This window comes from Rhodanobacter sp. MP1X3 (assembly GCF_014207165.1).
In the GTDB taxonomy this organism is placed as follows: Bacteria; Pseudomonadota; Gammaproteobacteria; order Xanthomonadales; family Rhodanobacteraceae; genus Rhodanobacter.
In genome coordinates this window covers 428,068-446,285 of record NZ_JACHCO010000001.1, presented here as the reverse complement: position 1 = coordinate 446,285, position 18,218 = coordinate 428,068, and the positions used below count along the sequence as shown (strand labels likewise).

15 protein-coding genes are annotated in these 18,218 nt (G+C 60.4%); 5 read left to right on the top strand and 10 right to left on the bottom strand.

Annotated features, from left to right (window positions below; translation table 11 throughout):
* The first annotated feature begins 8 nt into the window (after positions 1-8).
* From HDE79_RS01800 to HDE79_RS01785, 4 genes are read left to right on the top strand one after another with little or no spacing between them, the layout of a single operon-like run.
* A complete protein-coding gene (locus HDE79_RS01800; RefSeq protein ID WP_184600209.1) occupies positions 9-1,097 on the top strand; it encodes a ChuX/HutX family heme-like substrate-binding protein in 1,089 nt (362 codons plus the stop codon).
* Positions 1,090-1,926, top strand: a complete 837-nt coding sequence (locus HDE79_RS01795) for an ABC transporter substrate-binding protein (protein WP_184600208.1) — start codon at positions 1,090-1,092, stop codon at positions 1,924-1,926. The genes HDE79_RS01800 and HDE79_RS01795 overlap by 8 nt, the downstream gene beginning before the upstream one ends.
* Positions 1,923-2,984, top strand: coding sequence for an iron ABC transporter permease (locus HDE79_RS01790; protein WP_184600207.1), 1,062 nt, complete (start codon positions 1,923-1,925; stop codon positions 2,982-2,984). Before HDE79_RS01795 ends, HDE79_RS01790 begins: the two co-directional genes overlap by 4 nt.
* A complete protein-coding gene (locus HDE79_RS01785; RefSeq protein ID WP_184600206.1) occupies positions 2,981-3,868 on the top strand; it encodes a heme ABC transporter ATP-binding protein in 888 nt (295 codons plus the stop codon). Before HDE79_RS01790 ends, HDE79_RS01785 begins: the two co-directional genes overlap by 4 nt.
* A 5-nt stretch (positions 3,869-3,873) precedes the next feature.
* Here HDE79_RS01785 and HDE79_RS01780 read toward each other — a convergent pair whose 3' ends face one another.
* Positions 3,874-5,085: an efflux RND transporter periplasmic adaptor subunit gene (locus HDE79_RS01780; protein WP_184600205.1), complete on the bottom strand. Its 1,212-nt coding sequence runs from the start codon at positions 5,083-5,085 to the stop codon at positions 3,874-3,876.
* Between the two features lie 10 nt (positions 5,086-5,095).
* The gene (locus HDE79_RS01775; protein WP_184600204.1) at positions 5,096-8,302 is read right to left on the bottom strand and encodes an efflux RND transporter permease subunit; all 3,207 of its coding nucleotides are present in this window, start codon (positions 8,300-8,302) and stop codon (positions 5,096-5,098) included.
* Between the two features lie 615 nt (positions 8,303-8,917).
* On the opposite strand from HDE79_RS01775, the gene HDE79_RS01770 reads away from it, so the two are divergent.
* Entirely contained in the window at positions 8,918-9,280 is a 363-nt protein-coding gene (locus tag HDE79_RS01770) for a hypothetical protein (protein WP_184600203.1), read from the top strand.
* Between the two features lie 350 nt (positions 9,281-9,630).
* Here HDE79_RS01770 and HDE79_RS01765 read toward each other — a convergent pair whose 3' ends face one another.
* From HDE79_RS01765 to HDE79_RS01730, 8 genes are all read right to left on the bottom strand, one after another.
* Positions 9,631-9,936, bottom strand: a complete 306-nt coding sequence (locus HDE79_RS01765) for an STAS domain-containing protein (protein ID WP_184600202.1) — start codon at positions 9,934-9,936, stop codon at positions 9,631-9,633.
* Between the two features lie 14 nt (positions 9,937-9,950).
* Positions 9,951-11,135: a methyl-accepting chemotaxis protein gene (locus HDE79_RS01760; protein WP_184600201.1), complete on the bottom strand. Its 1,185-nt coding sequence runs from the start codon at positions 11,133-11,135 to the stop codon at positions 9,951-9,953.
* 16 nt (positions 11,136-11,151) lie between these two features.
* Entirely contained in the window at positions 11,152-12,249 is a 1,098-nt protein-coding gene (locus HDE79_RS01755; protein ID WP_184600200.1) for a chemotaxis response regulator protein-glutamate methylesterase, read from the bottom strand.
* Between the two features lie 101 nt (positions 12,250-12,350).
* On the bottom strand, positions 12,351-13,001 hold the full coding sequence (gene cheD / locus HDE79_RS01750; protein WP_221437536.1) for a chemoreceptor glutamine deamidase CheD: 651 nt from the start codon (positions 12,999-13,001) through the stop codon (positions 12,351-12,353).
* The gene (locus tag HDE79_RS01745) at positions 12,998-13,879 is read right to left on the bottom strand and encodes a protein-glutamate O-methyltransferase CheR (protein WP_184600199.1); all 882 of its coding nucleotides are present in this window, start codon (positions 13,877-13,879) and stop codon (positions 12,998-13,000) included. The genes cheD and HDE79_RS01745 overlap by 4 nt, the downstream gene beginning before the upstream one ends.
* A gap of 4 nt (positions 13,880-13,883) precedes the next feature.
* The gene (locus tag HDE79_RS01740) at positions 13,884-15,605 is read right to left on the bottom strand and encodes a methyl-accepting chemotaxis protein (protein WP_184600198.1); all 1,722 of its coding nucleotides are present in this window, start codon (positions 15,603-15,605) and stop codon (positions 13,884-13,886) included.
* 11 nt (positions 15,606-15,616) lie between these two features.
* Positions 15,617-16,123: a chemotaxis protein CheW gene (locus HDE79_RS01735; RefSeq protein ID WP_221437537.1), complete on the bottom strand. Its 507-nt coding sequence runs from the start codon at positions 16,121-16,123 to the stop codon at positions 15,617-15,619.
* A gap of 89 nt (positions 16,124-16,212) precedes the next feature.
* On the bottom strand, positions 16,213-18,216 hold the full coding sequence (locus tag HDE79_RS01730) for a chemotaxis protein CheA (protein WP_184600196.1): 2,004 nt from the start codon (positions 18,214-18,216) through the stop codon (positions 16,213-16,215).
* Positions 18,217-18,218 lie beyond the last annotated feature (2 nt).

The following is an 18,218-nucleotide window of genomic DNA, read 5'->3' as shown; positions in this document are numbered from 1 at the left end:
GTACAAACATGTTGAATGAATCTTCGCCGTCGGATGTATCCGTCACACCGATTCCGCAACTGCGTGAAGCCTGGCAGCGATTGCGCGAAAACGAGCCGGGTTTGCGTGCGCGCGACCTGGCCGAACGCCTTGGCGTCAGCGAAGGCGAGCTGGTCGCCAGCCACTGTGGCGAAGGCGTCACGCTGCTGCAGGGGCCATGGCCGGAATTGATCCGTGCGCTCCCCGCGCTGGGCAAGGTGGTGGTGCTCACGCGCAACGACAGCTGCGTGCACGAAAAAAACGGCACGTTCGCGAACATCGAAATTGGCGGCACGATGGGCGTGGTGCTGGACGAGGCCATCGACCTTCGTCTGTTCCTGACGCACTGGAAGCATGGCTTTGCCGTGGTCGATGAGTCGCGTGGACGCTCATTGCGCAGCCTGCAGTTTTTCGATGGCGACGGTCGCGCGGTGCACAAGATCTATCGCACCGAAGAGAGCGATCAGGCCGCGTGGAGCGCTCTGGTCAGCCTATACAGGGCGGCGGTGCAGTCACCATTGCTGGAATTGCGCACCGTCGCCAACCCATTGCCGCAGCTGCTGTGGGACGATGCCGTGGAGATCGATACCTTGCGCGCCGGCTGGCGTGCACTGCGCGATCCGCACGATTTCTTCGCGCTGCTGAAAAAGCTGCGCGTCACGCGCACACAGGCATTGCGTCTGGTCGGTAGTGAATTCGCGCGAAAAGTGGGCAACAACGCCATCCGCATCGTGCTGGAGTCGGCCGCCGCCAGTGGCCTGCCGATCATGGTCTTCGTCGGCTCGCCCGGCGTGGTGCAGATCCACACCGGACCTGTGCACAACATCAAGGCCATGGGTCCTTGGCTCAACGTGCTGGACAACGATTTCAACCTGCACCTGCGCGAAGACCACATCGTCGAGAGTTGGGTCGTACAAAAACCAACACCGGAAGGTCCCGTGACCTCGCTGGAGTTGTATGACGCGCACGGCACACAAATCGTGCAGCTGTTCGGCAAGCGCAAGCCGGGCATACCGGAACTCGAAGCGTGGCGCGCGCTCGCCGTTGGCCTGCCCGACGTGGAGGCAACCCATGCGTAAGTGGTTCGCGCTAGCGTTGTGCTGCCTGATTCCTGCGGCATTTGCCGCCACGTCGCATGTTGTCGCGCTCGGTGGCGACGTCACCGAGACCATCTACTTGCTCGGTGCCCAACAGGATCTGGTCGGCGTGGACAGCACCAGCCAATGGCCTGATGCGGCACGCAAGCTGCCGGATGTCGGCTATGTCCGTCAGCTCAATGCCGAAGGCATCTTGGCACTGGGACCGCAACTGATCATCGCCACGCACGACGCCGGACCGCCCGCGGTGATCGAGCAATTGCGCAGCGCCGGCGTGCGGATGGCATTGTTGCCCCAGTCGCGCACGCCGACCGATGTGGTTGCCAAGGTGCGCACGATCGGCCAGCTGCTGGGGTGTGAAGCGCAAGCCGAACGACTAGCGACCCGGATCGGCCAGGAATACGCCGCGCTGGCAACCAGCGTCGCGGCGATGCCGCATCATCCGCGGGTGTTGTTCCTGATCACGGCAGGTGGTGGCAGTCCACTGGCGGCAGGGCGCGATACCGCAGCCGATCAAGCCATTGCGCTGGCCGGTGGTCGCAATGCGGTGGCTGACTATAGCGGCTACAAACCGGTGTCGGCGGAAGCCATGGTGATGCAGGCACCGCAGGTGATCATGTTGATGCGCGAACGCGCCGAGACGATGGGCGGCATCGATGCCGTACTGAAGCTGCCGGGCGTTGCACAGACGCCTGCCGGCAAGGCACGTCAGGTGATTTTCGTCGATGGCCAGGCATTGCTAGGCTTCGGTCCACGGAGTGCCGAACAGGCGCAGGCGCTGCAGAAAATGCTGGCTACGGCGTTGCCATGAACAGCATCGCGTTGCCGCGCAGCCATGCACGTTCACGCCGAACCCTGACGTTAGGCGGACTTGTTGCGCTGTTGACCGTCACCGTGTTGTGGAGCTTGTGTTGCGGGGCGATGGATCTTTCAGTCCACGAAGTCATCGGCGCGCTCGGCCGCTGGCTCAGCGGACAGACGGCTCACAGCGACGACCTTGTTGTATTGATGTTGCGCCTGCCACGTGTGTTGCTGGCGATGCTGGTCGGTGCGGCCCTGGCATGCGGTGGCACAGCGATGCAGGGACTTTTTCGCAACCCGCTTGCCGACCCGGGCCTGGTGGGCGTGTCGGCCGGCGCCGCACTGGGTGCGGTGACGATGATCGTGTTGCGCGGTGCACTCGGATTGGCGCAATCGGCGATCACCGGCTCGCTCGCTATCACGGTCACGGCATTTGCTGGCGGGCTGCTGGCTACGGCCTTGGTGTATGTGCTTGGCCGGCGAAGACAGGGTGTGGCGACGCTGTTGCTGGCCGGGGTGGCGATCAATGCGATCGCCATGGCCGGTATCGGTCTGCTCACGTTTCTTGCCAACGAGAACCAGTTGCGCGATCTCACTTTTTGGTCGCTGGGTAGTCTTGGCGGTACGGACTGGTTGCGTCTCGCCATGGTGGCTCCGCCGATCCTGTTCGCCCTCGTATTGTTGCCACGTTCGGCACGCGCGCTGAACGCCTTGTTGCTGGGTGATGCGCAAGCACGATTGCTTGGTTTTCGTCCAGAACGGCTGCAACCGATGCTGGTGGCGCTGGTGGCGCTGGCGGTGAGCGCTGCGGTGTCGGTCAGTGGTGTGATCGGCTTCATCGGCCTGGTCGTGCCGCATCTGTTGCGACTGGCGTGGGGGCCGGATCACCGCATCCTGTTGCCCGCATCCGCGCTGGGTGGCGCCATGCTGCTTACCGTCGCCGATACATTGGCTCGCACCATCGTGGCACCGGCGGAATTACCGGTCGGCGTGCTCACCGCTTTGCTCGGCGGCCCGTTCTTTCTATGGCTGATGCTGCGCACGCGGATGGGGGAAGTCCGCGTATGAGTGCTGCCATCGACAGCGGCAGCGGCAGCGGCAGCGGCAGCGGGCCGTCCGGTCGACTGGTCGCTCGAGATATACATGTGAGACGCGGCAACCGCTGCATATTGCAGGCAGTTGACTTGAGTGTGGCGCCTGGACGTTTGTTGGCCTTGGTAGGTCCCAATGGTGCCGGCAAAAGCAGCTTGCTGAACGTATTGGCCGGATTGCTGGTGCCATCACGTGGTCACGTAACGCTCGACGACCGACCGCTCGATCAATGGTCGCCAACCGCACTGGCCCGCCGTCGCGCCATGCTATCGCAGCAAGTGCATCTCGACTTTGCGTTCAGCACCAACGAGGTCGTGATGCTTGGTCGCAGCCCGCACCCGCCCAACAGCGCGGTCATGGGCGACCAAGGCATCGTGGAGGCAGCTTTGCGCGCTGCACGTGCCTGGGAATTGCGTAGACGCAATTATCTGGATTTGTCCGGTGGCGAACAACAGCGCGTGCAATTGGCGCGCGTACTTGCACAGGTGTGGGAGCAACATGACGGGCCGTCCTGGGTGTTGCTCGATGAACCCGAGGCAGGATTGGATATCGCACATCAACATTTTGTACTCGAGCACGCACGCGCGCTGACACGACAAGGCCATGGCGTGATCACTGTCTTGCATGACCTCAATCTCGCCGCGCGATATGCCGATGATGTCGCGTTGCTTGCGCAAGGCAGACTGCTTCATCACGGCAGCCCCGCCTATGCATTGGATCCGCATACGCTATCAACGGTATATGGCCTCCCACTGCGCCGCATAACGCTGGATGACGCCGAATGGATACTTGTCCCGTCACGTTCGCAGGACAAGGGAGCTACCACTGAACGAGTTCGGCGATATCTAAGCCGTATCTGAAATGATCAACCACTACCGCCTGACGTTTCTTTTTTGGCTGCATCGCTATCGGATTTGTCATCCTTGGCGATGTTTACCTGCTGGTTTTCATAGAGCGAATCTGACGGGCTCAACACGATGTGCGAGTTGGCATCGAGACCCTCGGTGATTTCGACCGTACTGCCGAAGTCCCTGCCGATGGTGACCGGCTGCAGATGAATCCTGTCTTGCGCATCCACCAAGGCGACCCGTAAACCTTCGCTACGGAAAAGCAGCGTATTCGCAGGGACAATCACATCGTGCGTTGTCGTCGAAACGCCAAGCTTGACGGTGGCGTAAACGCCCGGAACCAGGGACTGATCCGCATTGTCCAGATCGATCTCGGTACGCAACGTGCGGCTATTGGCGTCCAATGCGTCCGCGCTGCGCGCTACGGTGCCGATGAGAGGCTTGGCGCCATAACTGTTCACCGTCACTTGCGTGGGCATGCCGATGTGCACGCTGCCTGCATAGATCTCTGGCACATCCACGAATACACGAAGCTTGGTCGTATCGGCAATCACGAACAGATTGCTTCCGGTGGAACCGGCGTCGACCAGCGCGCCGACATCGAGGTTGCGCTGCGTAATGACACCGTCAAAGGGCGCATTGATGTATTTGAACTGCTCCAGATTTTCCAGTCGCGCGACGTTCGAGCGATCGGCCTCCACCGTGGCAAAGTCGGCTTTCGCCTGCGCGTCGTACTGGTCACCCAATTGTTTAGCGACGAGCCCGGTGCTCACGAGTTGGTCGTAGCGGGTAGCCGTGACCTGCGCAAACTTGGCGTTGGCCTGGTCGCTGCGCATTTGCGCCTGCCCCTGACTGAGCTGATTGTCGACATCGGGGGTATCCAGGTCGGCCAGTCGCTGACCTTTCTTGACCTTGGTGCCGATGTCGACATACCACTTGGCAACATAGCCGGTCGTGCGTGCGTAGATCTGGGCGTCCTGCCATGACGAGACGGTACCGGGCAAACTCAGCGACTGACTACCCGGTGCAACCTTCGGGGTAAGCACCGCAACAGTGGCCGTAGCATCCCGGTCAGTTTCGTTGGCGAGTTCATGGTGTGCGTGAACGCGCTCAAAAACGCCATACACCCCGAGCGCAAGAAGTAATGCCGCCAGGATAATAAGCGCAAGCCGTGCGCGATGCGGCGACGTGGGCGTGCGCTGAGATGGTGTGCTGGAAGGGTTGGACATGATCAGTATCTCAATCGGCAGCCGCGTGCCGGTGCGCCTGATGGCGTCGGTGCAGCAGACTGAAGAACGTTGGAACAAAGAAGAGAGTTGCTGCTGTTGCCAGCAACAGACCGCCGATCACAGCACGACCTAGCGGCGCATTCTGTTCGCCACCTTCGCCTAAACCCAAAGCCATGGGAACCATACCGATAATCATGGCGAACGCGGTCATCAGCACGGGACGAAAGCGCGCGAAGCCAGCCTCAATGGCCGCCTTCACCGGGTCGTCGTGATGATCCAGTCGTTCACGTGCGAAGCTGATCACCAGAATCGAGTTTGCGGTCGCTACGCCCATGCACATGATGGCACCCATCAGCGCCGGCACGGACAACGGCGTGCCCGTCAGAAACAACATCCAGACCAGACCAGCCAGTGCCGCAGGCAAGGCAGCGATGATGATCAATGGATCGATCCAGCTCTGGAAATTCACCACGATCAGCAGGTAGACCAGGACAATCGCGAACAACAGGCCGCCGATAAGCCCCCTGTAGGACTCGCCCATGGTCTGCACTTGACCACGAACTGTGATATCGACGTCGCGCGGCAGATGTTTTGATGCCTCGGTAACAATCTTCTGGACATCGCTGCCAACGCTCCCCAGGTCGGTGTGATCGACTGATGCGTATAGATCCAATGTGGGTCGCGTACTGTAGTGCGAGACCACGGCCGGGCCAACGCTGCGCGAAAAAGTCGCCACGTTCTCCAATATCTGGCCCGCGGTCCCACCAGCAGATGTACTCGTGCTGGTCGTGCCGTTAACCGAAGCCCCCGTCGCACCGCTGGCGCTGGTGATCGACAGGGTCTTCAGATCTTGCAACGTATCGAGTCGATATTGCGGTGTTTGCGTGGCAATCGAATAACTGATGCCGGATTTCGGATCGACCCAGTAGGTAGGACTGACCTGGGATGAGCCGGCCAGTGCAGTGAGCAAATTGCTGGCCACGTCCTGTTGTGTGAGGCCAACCAGGTTCGCGCGAGTGCGATCGACGTTAACGTTGATTTGCGGCAGATTTTGCGCCTGCTGTATGCGTAGATCGACCAGGCCCGGAACATGTGACAGTTTGCCGAGAAGATCATTGGCTATCGTCGAGATCACTTGCGGGTCGTGTCCGGTGACCTGCACATCGATGGGTGCAGGTGAGCCGAAATTGAGTATCTGCCCGATAATGTCGGCGGCCAGAAACGAAAACGTGACCCCGGGATATTTCTTCCTCAACTCCTGCCGCAGCGAACGGACGTAATCAACAGTCGGATGATGATCGTCGTTCAACGTGACGAAGATGTCACCGTCGGATGTTCCAATGACGCCGGTGTTGCTGTAAGAGAGATTGATGCCGCTGTAGGGCAACCCCAGCGTATCCACAACGCTACCCAGTTCCTGTTTGGGAATGGCCTGCCTGATGACGTCCTCGATGCCATCGGCCAGACGTGCCGTTTCCTCAATGCGCAAGCCTGTTTGCGCGTGGAAATGCAGCTTGATCTGGCCACCATCCACGTACGGGAAGAAGTCGCGCCCTAGCCAGGGCACCAGTAACGCCACCGATAGCGCGCAGGACGCGAAAAACAGCACAGCAAACAGTCCGCGATGCGACTCGGCGGTTTCCAGGGCGCCGCGATAGCCTTCGCGAATGCGCTCAAAGCGCTTCTCGAAACCCGCTTGAAAGCGGCCCAACGGACCGGTCGGCTTCGCATGGTGATCATGCTTCTTCAACCAATAGAGCGAGAGCGTCGGGACCAGCGTCCGCGACAGCACATACGACGCCAGCATCGCGAACACCACCGCTTCGGCCAGCGGCGCGAACAGATACTTGGCTACGCCGCCCAGGAAGAAGATCGGGACAAAAACGATACAGATGGATAGCGTCGAGACCAGTGCCGGCACAGCGATCTGGTGCGCGCCTTCCAGAATGGCGTCGTAGACCTCCTTGCCCTCCTCCAGATGCGAATTGATATTTTCGATCGTGACGGTGGCATCGTCGACCAGGATACCGACGGCCAGCGCCAGACCACCCAGCGTCATGATGTTGATCGTTTCGCCCAAGGCGGAAAGCGTGATGATCGAGGCGAGGATCGATAGCGGAATGGAAATCGCAATGATCAGCGTAGAGCGCCACGATCCGAGGAACAGCAGAATCATCAGACCCGTCAATGCCGCGGCGATAACGCCCTCACGAATGACGCCAGAAACAGCGGCGCGGACAAAGAGCGACTGATCCGAAATAGGGCTGATTTGCAGATTGGGGGGGATTGCCGCACGAATACGCGGCAGCATATTTCGCAGTGTGTCGACAATATCGAGCGTGGAAGCATCACCGATTTTCAGAATCGACATCAGAACGGCGCGTTGCCCGTTCACACGCACGATATTGGTTTGCGGCGGAGAGCCGTCATGCACCAGCGCAACATCACGAATGTAGGTGGTGATGCCATTGACGGTGTGAATGGGTGCGTTGTTCAGATCACTGATCTGCTGCGGACTGCCATTCAGTCGCACGCTGTACTCGATATCCCCGACTTTCTCGGTGCCGGCCGGCAGAATCAAATTCTGCGCGCCGATCGCCGCGACGACATCGCTGGGTGCCAGCCCATGCGACAGAAGCGCTTGCGGATTGAGATCCACCTGGATCTGACGCTGCTTGCCGCCGTACGGATAGGGTGTTGCTGCACCACGCACTGAAGTAACAAAGGTACGCACGATCTGGTTGGCGTCGTCAAAGATCGTCGACTCGGATAGTTCCTTTGACGACAAGGCAAACTGCAGGATCGGAACAGTCGATGCGTTATAGACAATGACCAGCGGTGGTGTCGTGCCCTGCGGCATGGATTTGACAGCGACTTGCGCAATCGCCGTGATCTGCGCAATCGCCATATCGACGTTGACGTTCGGCTGGAAAAACACTTTTACCAGCCCGACGCCGTTCAATGATTGCGTTTCAGTGTGCTCGACATCGTTGACCGTGGTGGTGAGCGAACGCTCGAAACCCGTCACGATGCGATTGTTCATGTCATCGGCCGGCAGACCGGTGTACTGCCAGACCACCGACACGACGGGGATGTTGATATTGGGAAAAATGTCGGTCGGTGTACGCAGAACAGCGAGTGGCCCAAGAATCAGCAACAACAGCGCCAAGACGATAAAAGTGAGCGGGCGCTCTAGCGCAATTCTGACGATCCACATCGGCGTTGTATTCCATCGGTCACGCACACGGCATACGGCGCCATATGCCGAGCGAGATTTGCTTTAGAAGGAGAATAGTAGCCTAGACAGCTTTGACTATCTTGGCGCTATGCCAAAGGTAATGCATTGATTCGCATGAATTTGCGCGTCTTTCACGAATCTCAATTTCCTGATGGCGATAGTCCAGGCAGGTTTCTGCCGCAGCGAATCAGTGATGACAGGTGGGAAAAGCGCCGGGCCACCAGTGAGGCATGCAGTGAACTGGTGCGCCAGCCTGCCTGCCACAACCCATGCCCGCCAAATCTTTTCTTCTGACTTACTGGCGGACTGATCACCCGCTCGTCGTCCTGCCGCGTCTAACCCACAACCCGGAAGACTGGATCTATCACGGCACGGCCAAACTCAATGGCGTAACTGGCACGCTAGCTTTTCGCTGCTCATGGCTCGCAAAGATCTTCGGACGCTTAGCTGAAATACAAAACAGACACGGCTGCCACCGCGCGCAAGAAAATCCCGTCCATGCAAGCAGACCAAACCCTAAAGTTTGGGTCGGCAAGGTCGATAACGATTCTGACGACGCTGTTTAGAAAATATCTGCAACGAAAGGATCGACTCATGAAACATCTACTTGCCGCAACCCTCTTGCTGTTGGCACCCCTGACTGCCCACGCAACTTGCTCGGCCACTGATTTCTCGATCGAGGAGTTCAAGGCAGGTGCGACCGGTGCCGGTGGTGCCATACGTCTGAGCCTCAAGGGTAAATTAGTCAACCATTGCGCCACGGCCGCCGCTGCGCAAGTCCGCGTCGATGCCAAAGATGGCAGCGGTACCGTGCTGGCGACCAAACAGGGCTGGCCTGGCGGCACCACCAATATCGCACCGGGCCAGTCCGTCGACTTCGACCTGGGCAGGCTGCTGCGTTACCAGCCCGACATGCAGACGTACTCGGCAGCCATCACGGATGTGCGCACCTGGTAACTGTTGGCACGCCGGTTTATTCAATCTGCGTCGCAGTGACGCCGCGGCAATACGTGATTCGTCGGTTCAACAGGTACTGATCCAGCGCTGATCGAAAGATTGGCGCTGGCGGTGTTTGGCGATCCGCACAACGGCCTTATACGAGCTCACCCGTTCGACGGGTATTTGAAATTACCTGTTTCTCCCCGGCACTGACTTCAGTTTCGACACATCCTTCTCAAGTTCCATGCAGGTGCACCAACAGTATTCGCCACTTGGACAATGCCGAGGTAGTGAACGGCGTGCTCCATGCCAGCCAACGCCCCGCCAGATGTCAAACGCAATAGACGCTCCTGCAGGCGTTCCTCGTTTCAATGCAAGACAAACAACTTGTCGAAGCCCGCCACACGCAAGGTGCCGCGCAGAGCCGACCCGGCATTGACGATACGAATCTCGGCACGATCGCCACCGGCATGTTCGCGCAGCAGAAGCAGCATGCCGAGAGCAGAACTGTCCATGCTGCCGACATCCGCCAGATCCATAATGTAACTGCGTGCCGGCTTGCGATCGCCCAGGCAGGCATCGTGAAACGCACGATGCACGGTGAAGTCGAAATGCTCGCCAAACTGCAGGGTCAGGCAATCCTGCTCGGTGTCGTGATGTATGTTGAGATGCATGGCGTTGCCTTCCTTTAGAACAGTTCGATTTCGCCGGCATCCATCGTGCTCTGCAAGGCAGGACCACGTGAACGCAGGCGCGCTTTTTCACGCTGCAGGGCCAGTCGGGTACGCACCCTTTGCGCCCGCTCTTCCAGCGCACCGGCGTCGATCGGACCGCATGCAATCTCTTCGATGTCGCGAGTGGTTTCAGCGGCGACCCCCTGCAGTTCGACCAGGCGCGTGCGGGTCTGGTTGAGCAGCTGGCTGAGAATATCCTCGAACTGCAGCGAGCGGATCGTGGTGGATACGTCGTTGCTCAGGCCGCGATTGATCTCTACCACCTGGTCGGCCACGGCATTGGTACGCGCATCGCTCTCGGTGACATGCGCCATCATGGCGTCGATGCCACCCTTGGCCGACAACGCAACATTGAGATCCTGCGAAGCGAGCGCACCAATCAAGCCGCGCACCTGATCCATCGCCGTCCGCGCACGCTCGACATGGCTGCCAATCTGTTCGTTGAATTGATTGGAGTTGCTGGCCAGGTTGCGAATTTCCCCGGCGACCACCGCGAAGCCGCGGCCAGCCTCGCCGGCACGCGCCGCCTCGATGGCAGCATTCAGGGCCAGCAGGTTGGTCTCTTCAGCAATGGTGTTGACGTTTTTAAGCAGCGCGAACACAGCGTCCATTTCCTTCGACATGCCGTCGATGCGATAGACGATGCGCAGGCTTTCGCGCGACAGCTGCACGATCAGCCCGACGAAATGCTCCAGCAGATCACTGGTACGCGCGGCGAAATCCTGCACCGAAACACCGCCATTCTGGACGTCGATGATCTGTTTGAGCAGCGACTGCTGCAGGCCAGTCTTGTGCGACAGGCCATCGAATCCGCCACCAAGCTCGGAGACCGCGTCGCGCAACAGATCGAGCGCCTGGTGCAGTTCGCGCGAAGCGTGACCCAACTCATCGACCAAGGCACCCCGCACATCTTCGAGCGCCTCTCGTACCGGCGTGCTGTCGACCGTGGGCGCGGCTTCTGGCATGGCGGTCACACTGGCAAGTTGCCGGTATTCGTTGAACCACAGCGCACCGATAGCGATTGTCAGCGACGGCGCCAGCCATAGCGGATGCCAGAACAGGCACAGAAGGAACGCCACCGCGCTGGCAGCAATGCCGACGACAGGACGTGGAACGGACTTTGCGCTAGGCACTGACATGAGGAATTCCGATGCTTCAGGAGACGACGCGCAACGCGCCGGCGATGGGTTGTTGAGCCAGCGCGAGCAATCGCGCAGCAATACGTTCCAGAGGCAGCATTTCGTCGGCCGCCCCCATCTTCCAGGCCGCGCCAGGCATGCCCCACACCACCGACGTGGCCTCGTCCTGCACCAGCGTCGGTGCGCCGCCATCGCGCAACTCGAGCAATCCGCGGGCACCGTCATCGCCCATGCCCGTCAGCAACACGGCAACCGTCGACGCACCGACATTTGCCGCCATGGAGCGGAACAGCACGTCGACGCTGGGCTTGTGGCGATTGACCTGTGGACCGTCATGGAGCCGGCAAACGTGTTTGGCACCGTCCCACATCACCAACAGATGCTGGCTACCCGGCGCGATGTACGCATGACCTGGCTGGATCGGCTGACCATCGCGCGCTTCGCATACCCGCATCGCCGAACAGTGATCCACGCGCGCGGCGAACGGACCGCTGAAGGCTGCCGGAATATGCTGCGTGATGACGATAGGCGGTGCATCGGGCGGCATCGCCGCAAGCAGCACGCGGATCGCCTCGGTGCCACCCGTGGATGCGCCGATGGCGATGATCCTGCCATTGCCACGGGTTCCCGGTGACGGCATGCGCGGCAACACGGCATCGGCCGAAAGTCGGGGTGGCACATCCAGCTTCTGCACAGCGGTGTATGCGCGCGGCTTCGAGAGAGCGGCCAACTTCACCTTGGCGCAGATGTCCTGGGCACTTTCGGCAAAACTATTGGCCAGATCGCTCGATGGTTTGGTGAAAAAGTCCACCGCGCCCAGTTCCAGCGCGCGCAACGTGACCTCGGCACCACGTTCGGTCAGCGAAGAAACCATCACGACCGGCATCGGCCGCAAGCGCATGAGGTTTTCCAGAAAGGTCAGCCCGTCCATGCGCGGCATTTCCACGTCGAGCGTGAGCACATCGGGATTGAGCAGCTTGATCTTGTCACGTGCGATCAGCGGATCAGCAGCCACGCCAACCACCTCGATGCCGGGATCGGAATCGAGCATGGCCGACAGCAACTTCCTCACCAGAGCGGAGTCGTCGATTACCAGGACGCGCACTTTTTCCATTGCTACTGTTCTCGTCATGTATGGATGGAAACTGCGCCGGAGGAACATGCAAACATCGTTGATGCGCTATCGGCGCCTGCCGCTTGCTCGCCGAATTCCAGCTAAAACAATTCCACCTCACCCTTTATCGGATCATTTGCCAAACGCTTGAGGTAATGTTGTTCGCGATCGGTCACCGCCACGTCGCGCACCGCACGCAGCTGTCGTACGCGCACCCGTCCGCTGGCCGGAAAGAACTGCACCTGGCGCGGGTAGATATCGCCGACATCGGCAGCCAGTAACTCCAGACCTTCTGCCGCAAGGTAGCGCTTGATGAAAGCGATATTGCGTTGCCCCACATCGGTCATCTGCGCCAACACACGACCGCCGCCGAAGACCTTCACCCCCAGATCCTCCCGGCGTCCGCCGGCCTTGAGGATGGCGTTGATCAATTGCTCCATGGCGTCATTGCCGTAGCGCGCTGCGCGCCCAACCGCCGATGACCAGCTGTCGCGATCGCCCAGCGGCTCCGGCAGCATGAAATGATTCATCCCGCCGATCTGCCGCTGCCGGTCGCGGACGCAGGCCGAAATACACGATCCGAGTACGGTGGAAATCATTTCTTCCTGCGCGCTCACGTAGAACTCGCCGGGCAAGACCTTGACCGTCATGCAGCCGTGACCGGGATCCCAGAACCGGCGCATGTGTTCAAAGCCGGGGATCACCGCCGGTACGGCTGCCAGTGCCGCCAGCCCAGACGCAAAGGCATTCATGCCGCATGCTTCCGGTAGACGGTCCGGCCGACCAGGTCGAACGCGTCGCTGAGCCCATACATCGACTCGGAATGACCGAGGAAAAGATAACCGCCCTGATCGAGCAGATCGGCGTAACGCTCGAATAATTTGTGCTTGGTCGGCTTGTCGAAATAGATCACCACATTGCGGCAGAAAATCGCATCGAACGGGCCGCGCATCGGCCATCCATGCAGCAGGTTGAGCGGCTGGATACTGACCAGTTCGCGTAAACGCGGATGGACGCGGGCAAGGCCTTCATAGGCACCTTCGCCGCGAAGAAACCAGCGACTGCGACGCGCTTCACTGACGCCGCCCAGGCGGTCCAGCGGATATTCGCCACGACGCGCGACATCGAGTGCTTGCGGCGAAAGATCGGTGGCCAGGATACGCGCATCGACACGGCTGCCGCTGCGCTCCAGAGCTTCCGCCAGCACCATCGCCAGCGCATAGGGTTCTTCCCCGGTGGAGCAGCCAGCCGACCAGATACGCAACCTGCCGCCATTGCGCTTGGCCTCCAGCCAGCGCGGCAACAATTCGTCGATCAGCAGATCGTAATGATGCATCTCGCGAAAGAACGAGGTGACGTTCGTGCTGATCGCGCTGGCCAACTCGCCCAGCTCGCTCTGCGGATCGCAGCGCAGCAACTCGACATACGCATCGAAGCCAGACAGTTTGAGCGCGCGAAGCCGCCGAGCCAGCCGTCCCTGTACCAGCTGACGCTTGTGCTCCCCCAACACGATGCCGCAGTGCTTGTAGACGAAACTGCACAGAAACGCGAAGTCGCTGTCGCCAAGCGTGAAACCATTGACTGCGGTTGACGTCACGCTGGCATCGTCGAGCATCGTAGGTGCAGACATGGCGTCAGAATTCCTTCCACGCTCCGCTGTCAGCGGTTTCCATTGCACGGTGACTCACGACTCTGGGTGCGGTCTTGCGCACGGCGGCGAACACTGCCTGGGCTTCGATCTCCGCCACGCTGTTCTTCGCACGCGGAGCCACGCCGGCCACGGCGGCGTCACCAGCCACCTGGAAGAACCCGACCTGGCGCGTCAGTTCGCTTGCCTGCTCGTGCATGGCACGTGCAGCGGCCGAAGCCTCCTCGACCAGTGCAGCGTTCTGCTGGGTCATTTCGTCCATCTGCGATACGGCGTTGTTGACCTGGTCGATGCCGGCCGACTGTTCCTGACTGGCCGCGGCAATCTCGGCGACGATATCGGTCACTTTCTTCACACTGTCGACGATTTCAGAGAGTGCCTTGCCAGACTGATCGACCAGCTCCGAACCCGCCTTGACCTTGTCGGCGCTATCGCTGATCAGCAACTTGATCTCCTTGGCTGCACCGGCGCTGCGCTGGGCCAGATGGCGCACCTCGGTGGCAACCACAGCGAAGCCACGACCCTGTTCGCCGGCGCGTGCCGCTTCCACCGCCGCATTGAGCGCGAGCAGGTTAGTCTGGAACGCGATCTCATCGATCAGGCTCACGATGTCGGAAATCTTGCGGCTGGAACTGTTGATCTCGCGCATCGCGGTGACCGCCTGCGACACCACTTCGCCGCCACGCTCGGCCTGTTCGCGGGCACCTCGGGCCAGCTGGTTGGCGTGACTGGCGTTCTCCGCATTCTGCTTCACGGTCGAGGTCATTTCCTCCATCGACGATGCCGTTTCCTCAAGACTCGAAGCCTGTTCCTGTGTGCGCTGGCTCAGATCGTCGTTGCCGCGGGCGATCTGTTGCGCGGCCGTGCTGACTTCGTCAGAGCCGTGACGGACGTCGCTGACGATATCCACCAGTCGCTTGTCCATCGCGCGCAGGGCAGCCAGCAGACGCGAGAGCTCGTCGGTGCCGCGTACCTGGATGTCATGCCCGAGCTTGCCTTCCGCTATTTCGTCGGCCAGCTTGATCGCGTAGTTCAACGCATTGACGATAGAGCGAACCAGCACGGTGGAGCGCAACAAGGCGAACAGCAGGCCGATCACCAAGGCGATCACCGTAACCATCCGGATACGCTCATAGCTGGTCACCTGCGCATGGAAAATGGTTGAAGCTTCGATGCGCTGTGCGTCGCCCAACTTGCCCAACGCCTCCTGGCGCTGCATCAGTAGCGGCCGCACCTCCATCTGCAGCAGATCGGCCACCGATGTGTCGTTCTGCTTCAGCGCATCGAGCACGTCACCCTTGGCCTGCTCGTAGTCTTTATCGGTCGAAACGTAGTCTTTGAACGCCGCCGTGACCGCCGGACTCATCGGCAGCGCCGAGAACTGCTTTTTCAGATCGAGCAGTTCGTTCTGATAACGCGTGTATTCCGTGAGCTTCTGCTTGACCTGATCCGCTTTGCCGACCATGGTCGCGGCCTCGCCGAGCACGATGAATGCCTTCAACGAGTCAGTGCGGATATTGCCGACCATCTGCGCCGGCGCCATCTCACCTTCGTAGATCTGGCGCGTACCTTCGTTCTGGCGGGCCATCGATACCAGGCCGATCGCTGCACCTGCCAACAACATCACGCCGAGCATGCCGACCAGCCCAAACAGGCGAGCGCGGAGGCCGAGCGAAGAAAACTTCAATTTGAACGAGGGCATTTTCATCTTCATTCCTGTCAGGCCACGGCCTTTACATCACCAACCGCGTTCAGCGCGGTATCCAATATCTGCGCATCTTGCGGCTGCAATAATTTGTCCGCGTCGAGAAGCAAGACCATCCGCTCGCCGATCGAGGTCAGTCCCTTCAAGTATTCGGTGTCCACCGCGGTACCCATGTCAGGTACCGGACGCAGATGACTGTTTTCGACGTCCAGGACATCGGATACCGCATCCACGACGATGCCGAACAACCGGCCGGCGACCGTGACGACCACCGTCACTGTGGTGGCGTTGTAGTCCTCGCGGCTCAGGCCGAAGCGCAGCCGCAGATCCAGCACCGGCACGATCGCGCCGCGCAGATTCAGTACGCCGAGCACGTAATGCGGTGCTTGCGGGATACGTGTCACCGGCGTCCAGCCACGGATCTCGCGTACGGCCAGGATGTCGATACCGTATTCCTCCTGGGCGAGGTTGACGGTGAGGTACTGCGTTGTGGCATTGACGTCGGAAAATGACTGACTCATGGGCATTCCAGATAACGAAGGTCAGGCGCTAGGTAACGTATCGGCCAGCACGGGGCAGGCTTGAGCGGCGAGCTGTACGCCAGCGCGTATTACGCCGCTCTACGGCGGGATTGCATGCGTACCAGTCCTGCGACATCGATGATCAACGCCACGGAACCATCCGCCAGGACCGTCGCGCCCGAAATACCTTCGACGCGGCGATAGTTCGCCTCCAATGACTTGACCACGGCCTGCTGCTGACCAATGAGCTCGTCGATGAACAGGCCCACCCGACCGGTGTCGGCTTCGACCACAATCACCAGACCGTCCTCGATGTGCTGTCTTGCGCCGACACAACCGAACTGCTCATGCAGGCGCACGATCGGCAGATAGGCGTCGCGAAAGCGGAACAATTCGCCACCGCCGATCACGCTGCGCACCGCATCGGCACGCAGTTGAACTGACTCGACGATCGACACCAACGGCACGATGTAGCACTCGTTGCCGACCGCCGCACTCAAACCGTCAATGATCGCCAGCGTCAGCGGCAATGTGATGGTGAAGGTCGTGCCACGGCCCGGATGACTCGTGATGGCGACGTTGCCACCCAGATCCACGACGTTGCGGCGTACCACGTCCATGCCGACGCCGCGTCCCGACAGGTCAGTCGTGGTCGCTGCCGTGGAAAAACCCGGCTGGAAAATCAGCTCGTTGACGGCATCGTCGGAAAGATTCTCACCGGTCGGAATCAGGCCCTTCTGCACGGCCTTGGCCACGATGGCCTCACGGTTGAGGCCGGCACCGTCATCGACGATTTCCACCACGATCGAACCACCGCGATGGAACGCCTCCAGTCGCAACGTACCGCTTTCCTGCTTGCCCGCCGCGCGACGTTTTTCCGGAGTTTCCAGACCATGATCGATGGCGTTGCGCACCAGATGCACCAGCGGGTCGCCGATTTTTTCGAGCACGGTCTTGTCCAGCTCGGTGTTCTCGCCGACCATCTCCAGCTTCACTTGCTTGCCCAGTTTCTGGCTCAGATCGCGCACCAGTCGCGGAAAACGGTTGAAGACCGAGCCGATCGGCAACATGCGAATGCCCATCACGCTTTCCTGTAGCGTGCGCGTGTGCCGGGCCAGTTGCGCGAGGCCTTGCTGAAGGAGTGCCAGTCGTGTCGGATCGAAGTCCTCACGAAATTGATCGAGCATCGCCTGGGTGATCACCAGCTCCCCGACCAGATCGATCAGGCTGTCGATCTTGTCGATGCCGACACGAACCGAGCCGGCGTCATTGCTGCCAGCCGCGGCATTTTTCGGCGCGATGCTCTGCATGACCGGCGCGGGTACAACGTCGATGCCCTTGTCCAGCGTACCGACTGCCGAACCCGGCTCGACCGAGTTCGCCGCGACGCTCATGGGTTCAATGCTGAGATCACATTCGCCCTCGACCCATTCGAAGACCGACGCGATGGCATCCCGGGTAACCGCACCAGCCAATTCAATGCGCCAGCCCAGATGACATTCGGCAGGATCGAGCACGTCCAGTGTGGGCACGCGATCGAGCTGTGCCTCGACGGACAGCATGCCCAGCTCGGCCAGTTCGCGCAGCAGACGCAATGGGTCATTGCCACCGGCCAGCATGCCAAGGTGCGGCCGAAACTGGATGATCCATCCGCTCGTGGCCAGCGCTCCGACCGTGCCTTGTCCCGCCATCGCAACTACCATGCGGCCGACTGCCGCCGCCAGTTGCTGGCGAAGATTTTCACTCTCCGCGTCGGCCAGCGGTTGCCCGGCCTGGGCGCGATCGAACATGCCGCGCAGACAATCCACCGTTCGCAACAGCAGCTCGATGATTGTCCCGTCGGTCGCACGGCGCCCGTCGCGCAATTCGTCGAGCAGCGATTCGGCCTCATGGGTGAACGCCGCCATCTCCGGAAAACCGAAGGTTGCCGCGCCACCCTTGATCGAATGGGCAGCGCGAAAAATCCGATGTATCAATTCCGCGTCGCTGTCGCCCTGGTCCAGCGCGAGCAGCGCGGCTTCCATGGCATCCAGGCCTTCCAGGCTTTCTTCGAAAAAGACTTGGTGGAACTGAGCCAGGCTGACCGTACTCATGG

What these genes read in the sequence shown, in the direction of transcription:
- HDE79_RS01800 (WP_184600209.1), top strand. Translation starts at nt 9, where the DNA reads ATGTTGAATGAATCTTCGCCGTCGGATGTATCCGTCACACCGATTCCG.
- HDE79_RS01795 (WP_184600208.1), top strand. Translation starts at nt 1,090, where the DNA reads ATGCGTAAGTGGTTCGCGCTAGCGTTGTGCTGCCTGATTCCTGCGGCA.
- HDE79_RS01790 (WP_184600207.1), top strand. Translation starts at nt 1,923, where the DNA reads ATGAACAGCATCGCGTTGCCGCGCAGCCATGCACGTTCACGCCGAACC.
- HDE79_RS01785 (WP_184600206.1), top strand. Translation starts at nt 2,981, where the DNA reads ATGAGTGCTGCCATCGACAGCGGCAGCGGCAGCGGCAGCGGCAGCGGG.
- HDE79_RS01780 (WP_184600205.1), bottom strand. Translation starts at nt 5,085, where the DNA reads ATGTCCAACCCTTCCAGCACACCATCTCAGCGCACGCCCACGTCGCCG.
- HDE79_RS01775 (WP_184600204.1), bottom strand. Translation starts at nt 8,302, where the DNA reads ATGTGGATCGTCAGAATTGCGCTAGAGCGCCCGCTCACTTTTATCGTC.
- HDE79_RS01770 (WP_184600203.1), top strand. Translation starts at nt 8,918, where the DNA reads ATGAAACATCTACTTGCCGCAACCCTCTTGCTGTTGGCACCCCTGACT.
- HDE79_RS01765 (WP_184600202.1), bottom strand. Translation starts at nt 9,936, where the DNA reads ATGCATCTCAACATACATCACGACACCGAGCAGGATTGCCTGACCCTG.
- HDE79_RS01760 (WP_184600201.1), bottom strand. Translation starts at nt 11,135, where the DNA reads ATGTCAGTGCCTAGCGCAAAGTCCGTTCCACGTCCTGTCGTCGGCATT.
- HDE79_RS01755 (WP_184600200.1), bottom strand. Translation starts at nt 12,249, where the DNA reads ATGGAAAAAGTGCGCGTCCTGGTAATCGACGACTCCGCTCTGGTGAGG.
- cheD (WP_221437536.1), bottom strand. Translation starts at nt 13,001, where the DNA reads ATGAATGCCTTTGCGTCTGGGCTGGCGGCACTGGCAGCCGTACCGGCG.
- HDE79_RS01745 (WP_184600199.1), bottom strand. Translation starts at nt 13,879, where the DNA reads ATGTCTGCACCTACGATGCTCGACGATGCCAGCGTGACGTCAACCGCA.
- HDE79_RS01740 (WP_184600198.1), bottom strand. Translation starts at nt 15,605, where the DNA reads ATGAAAATGCCCTCGTTCAAATTGAAGTTTTCTTCGCTCGGCCTCCGC.
- HDE79_RS01735 (WP_221437537.1), bottom strand. Translation starts at nt 16,123, where the DNA reads ATGAGTCAGTCATTTTCCGACGTCAATGCCACAACGCAGTACCTCACC.
- HDE79_RS01730 (WP_184600196.1), bottom strand. Translation starts at nt 18,216, where the DNA reads ATGAGTACGGTCAGCCTGGCTCAGTTCCACCAAGTCTTTTTCGAAGAA.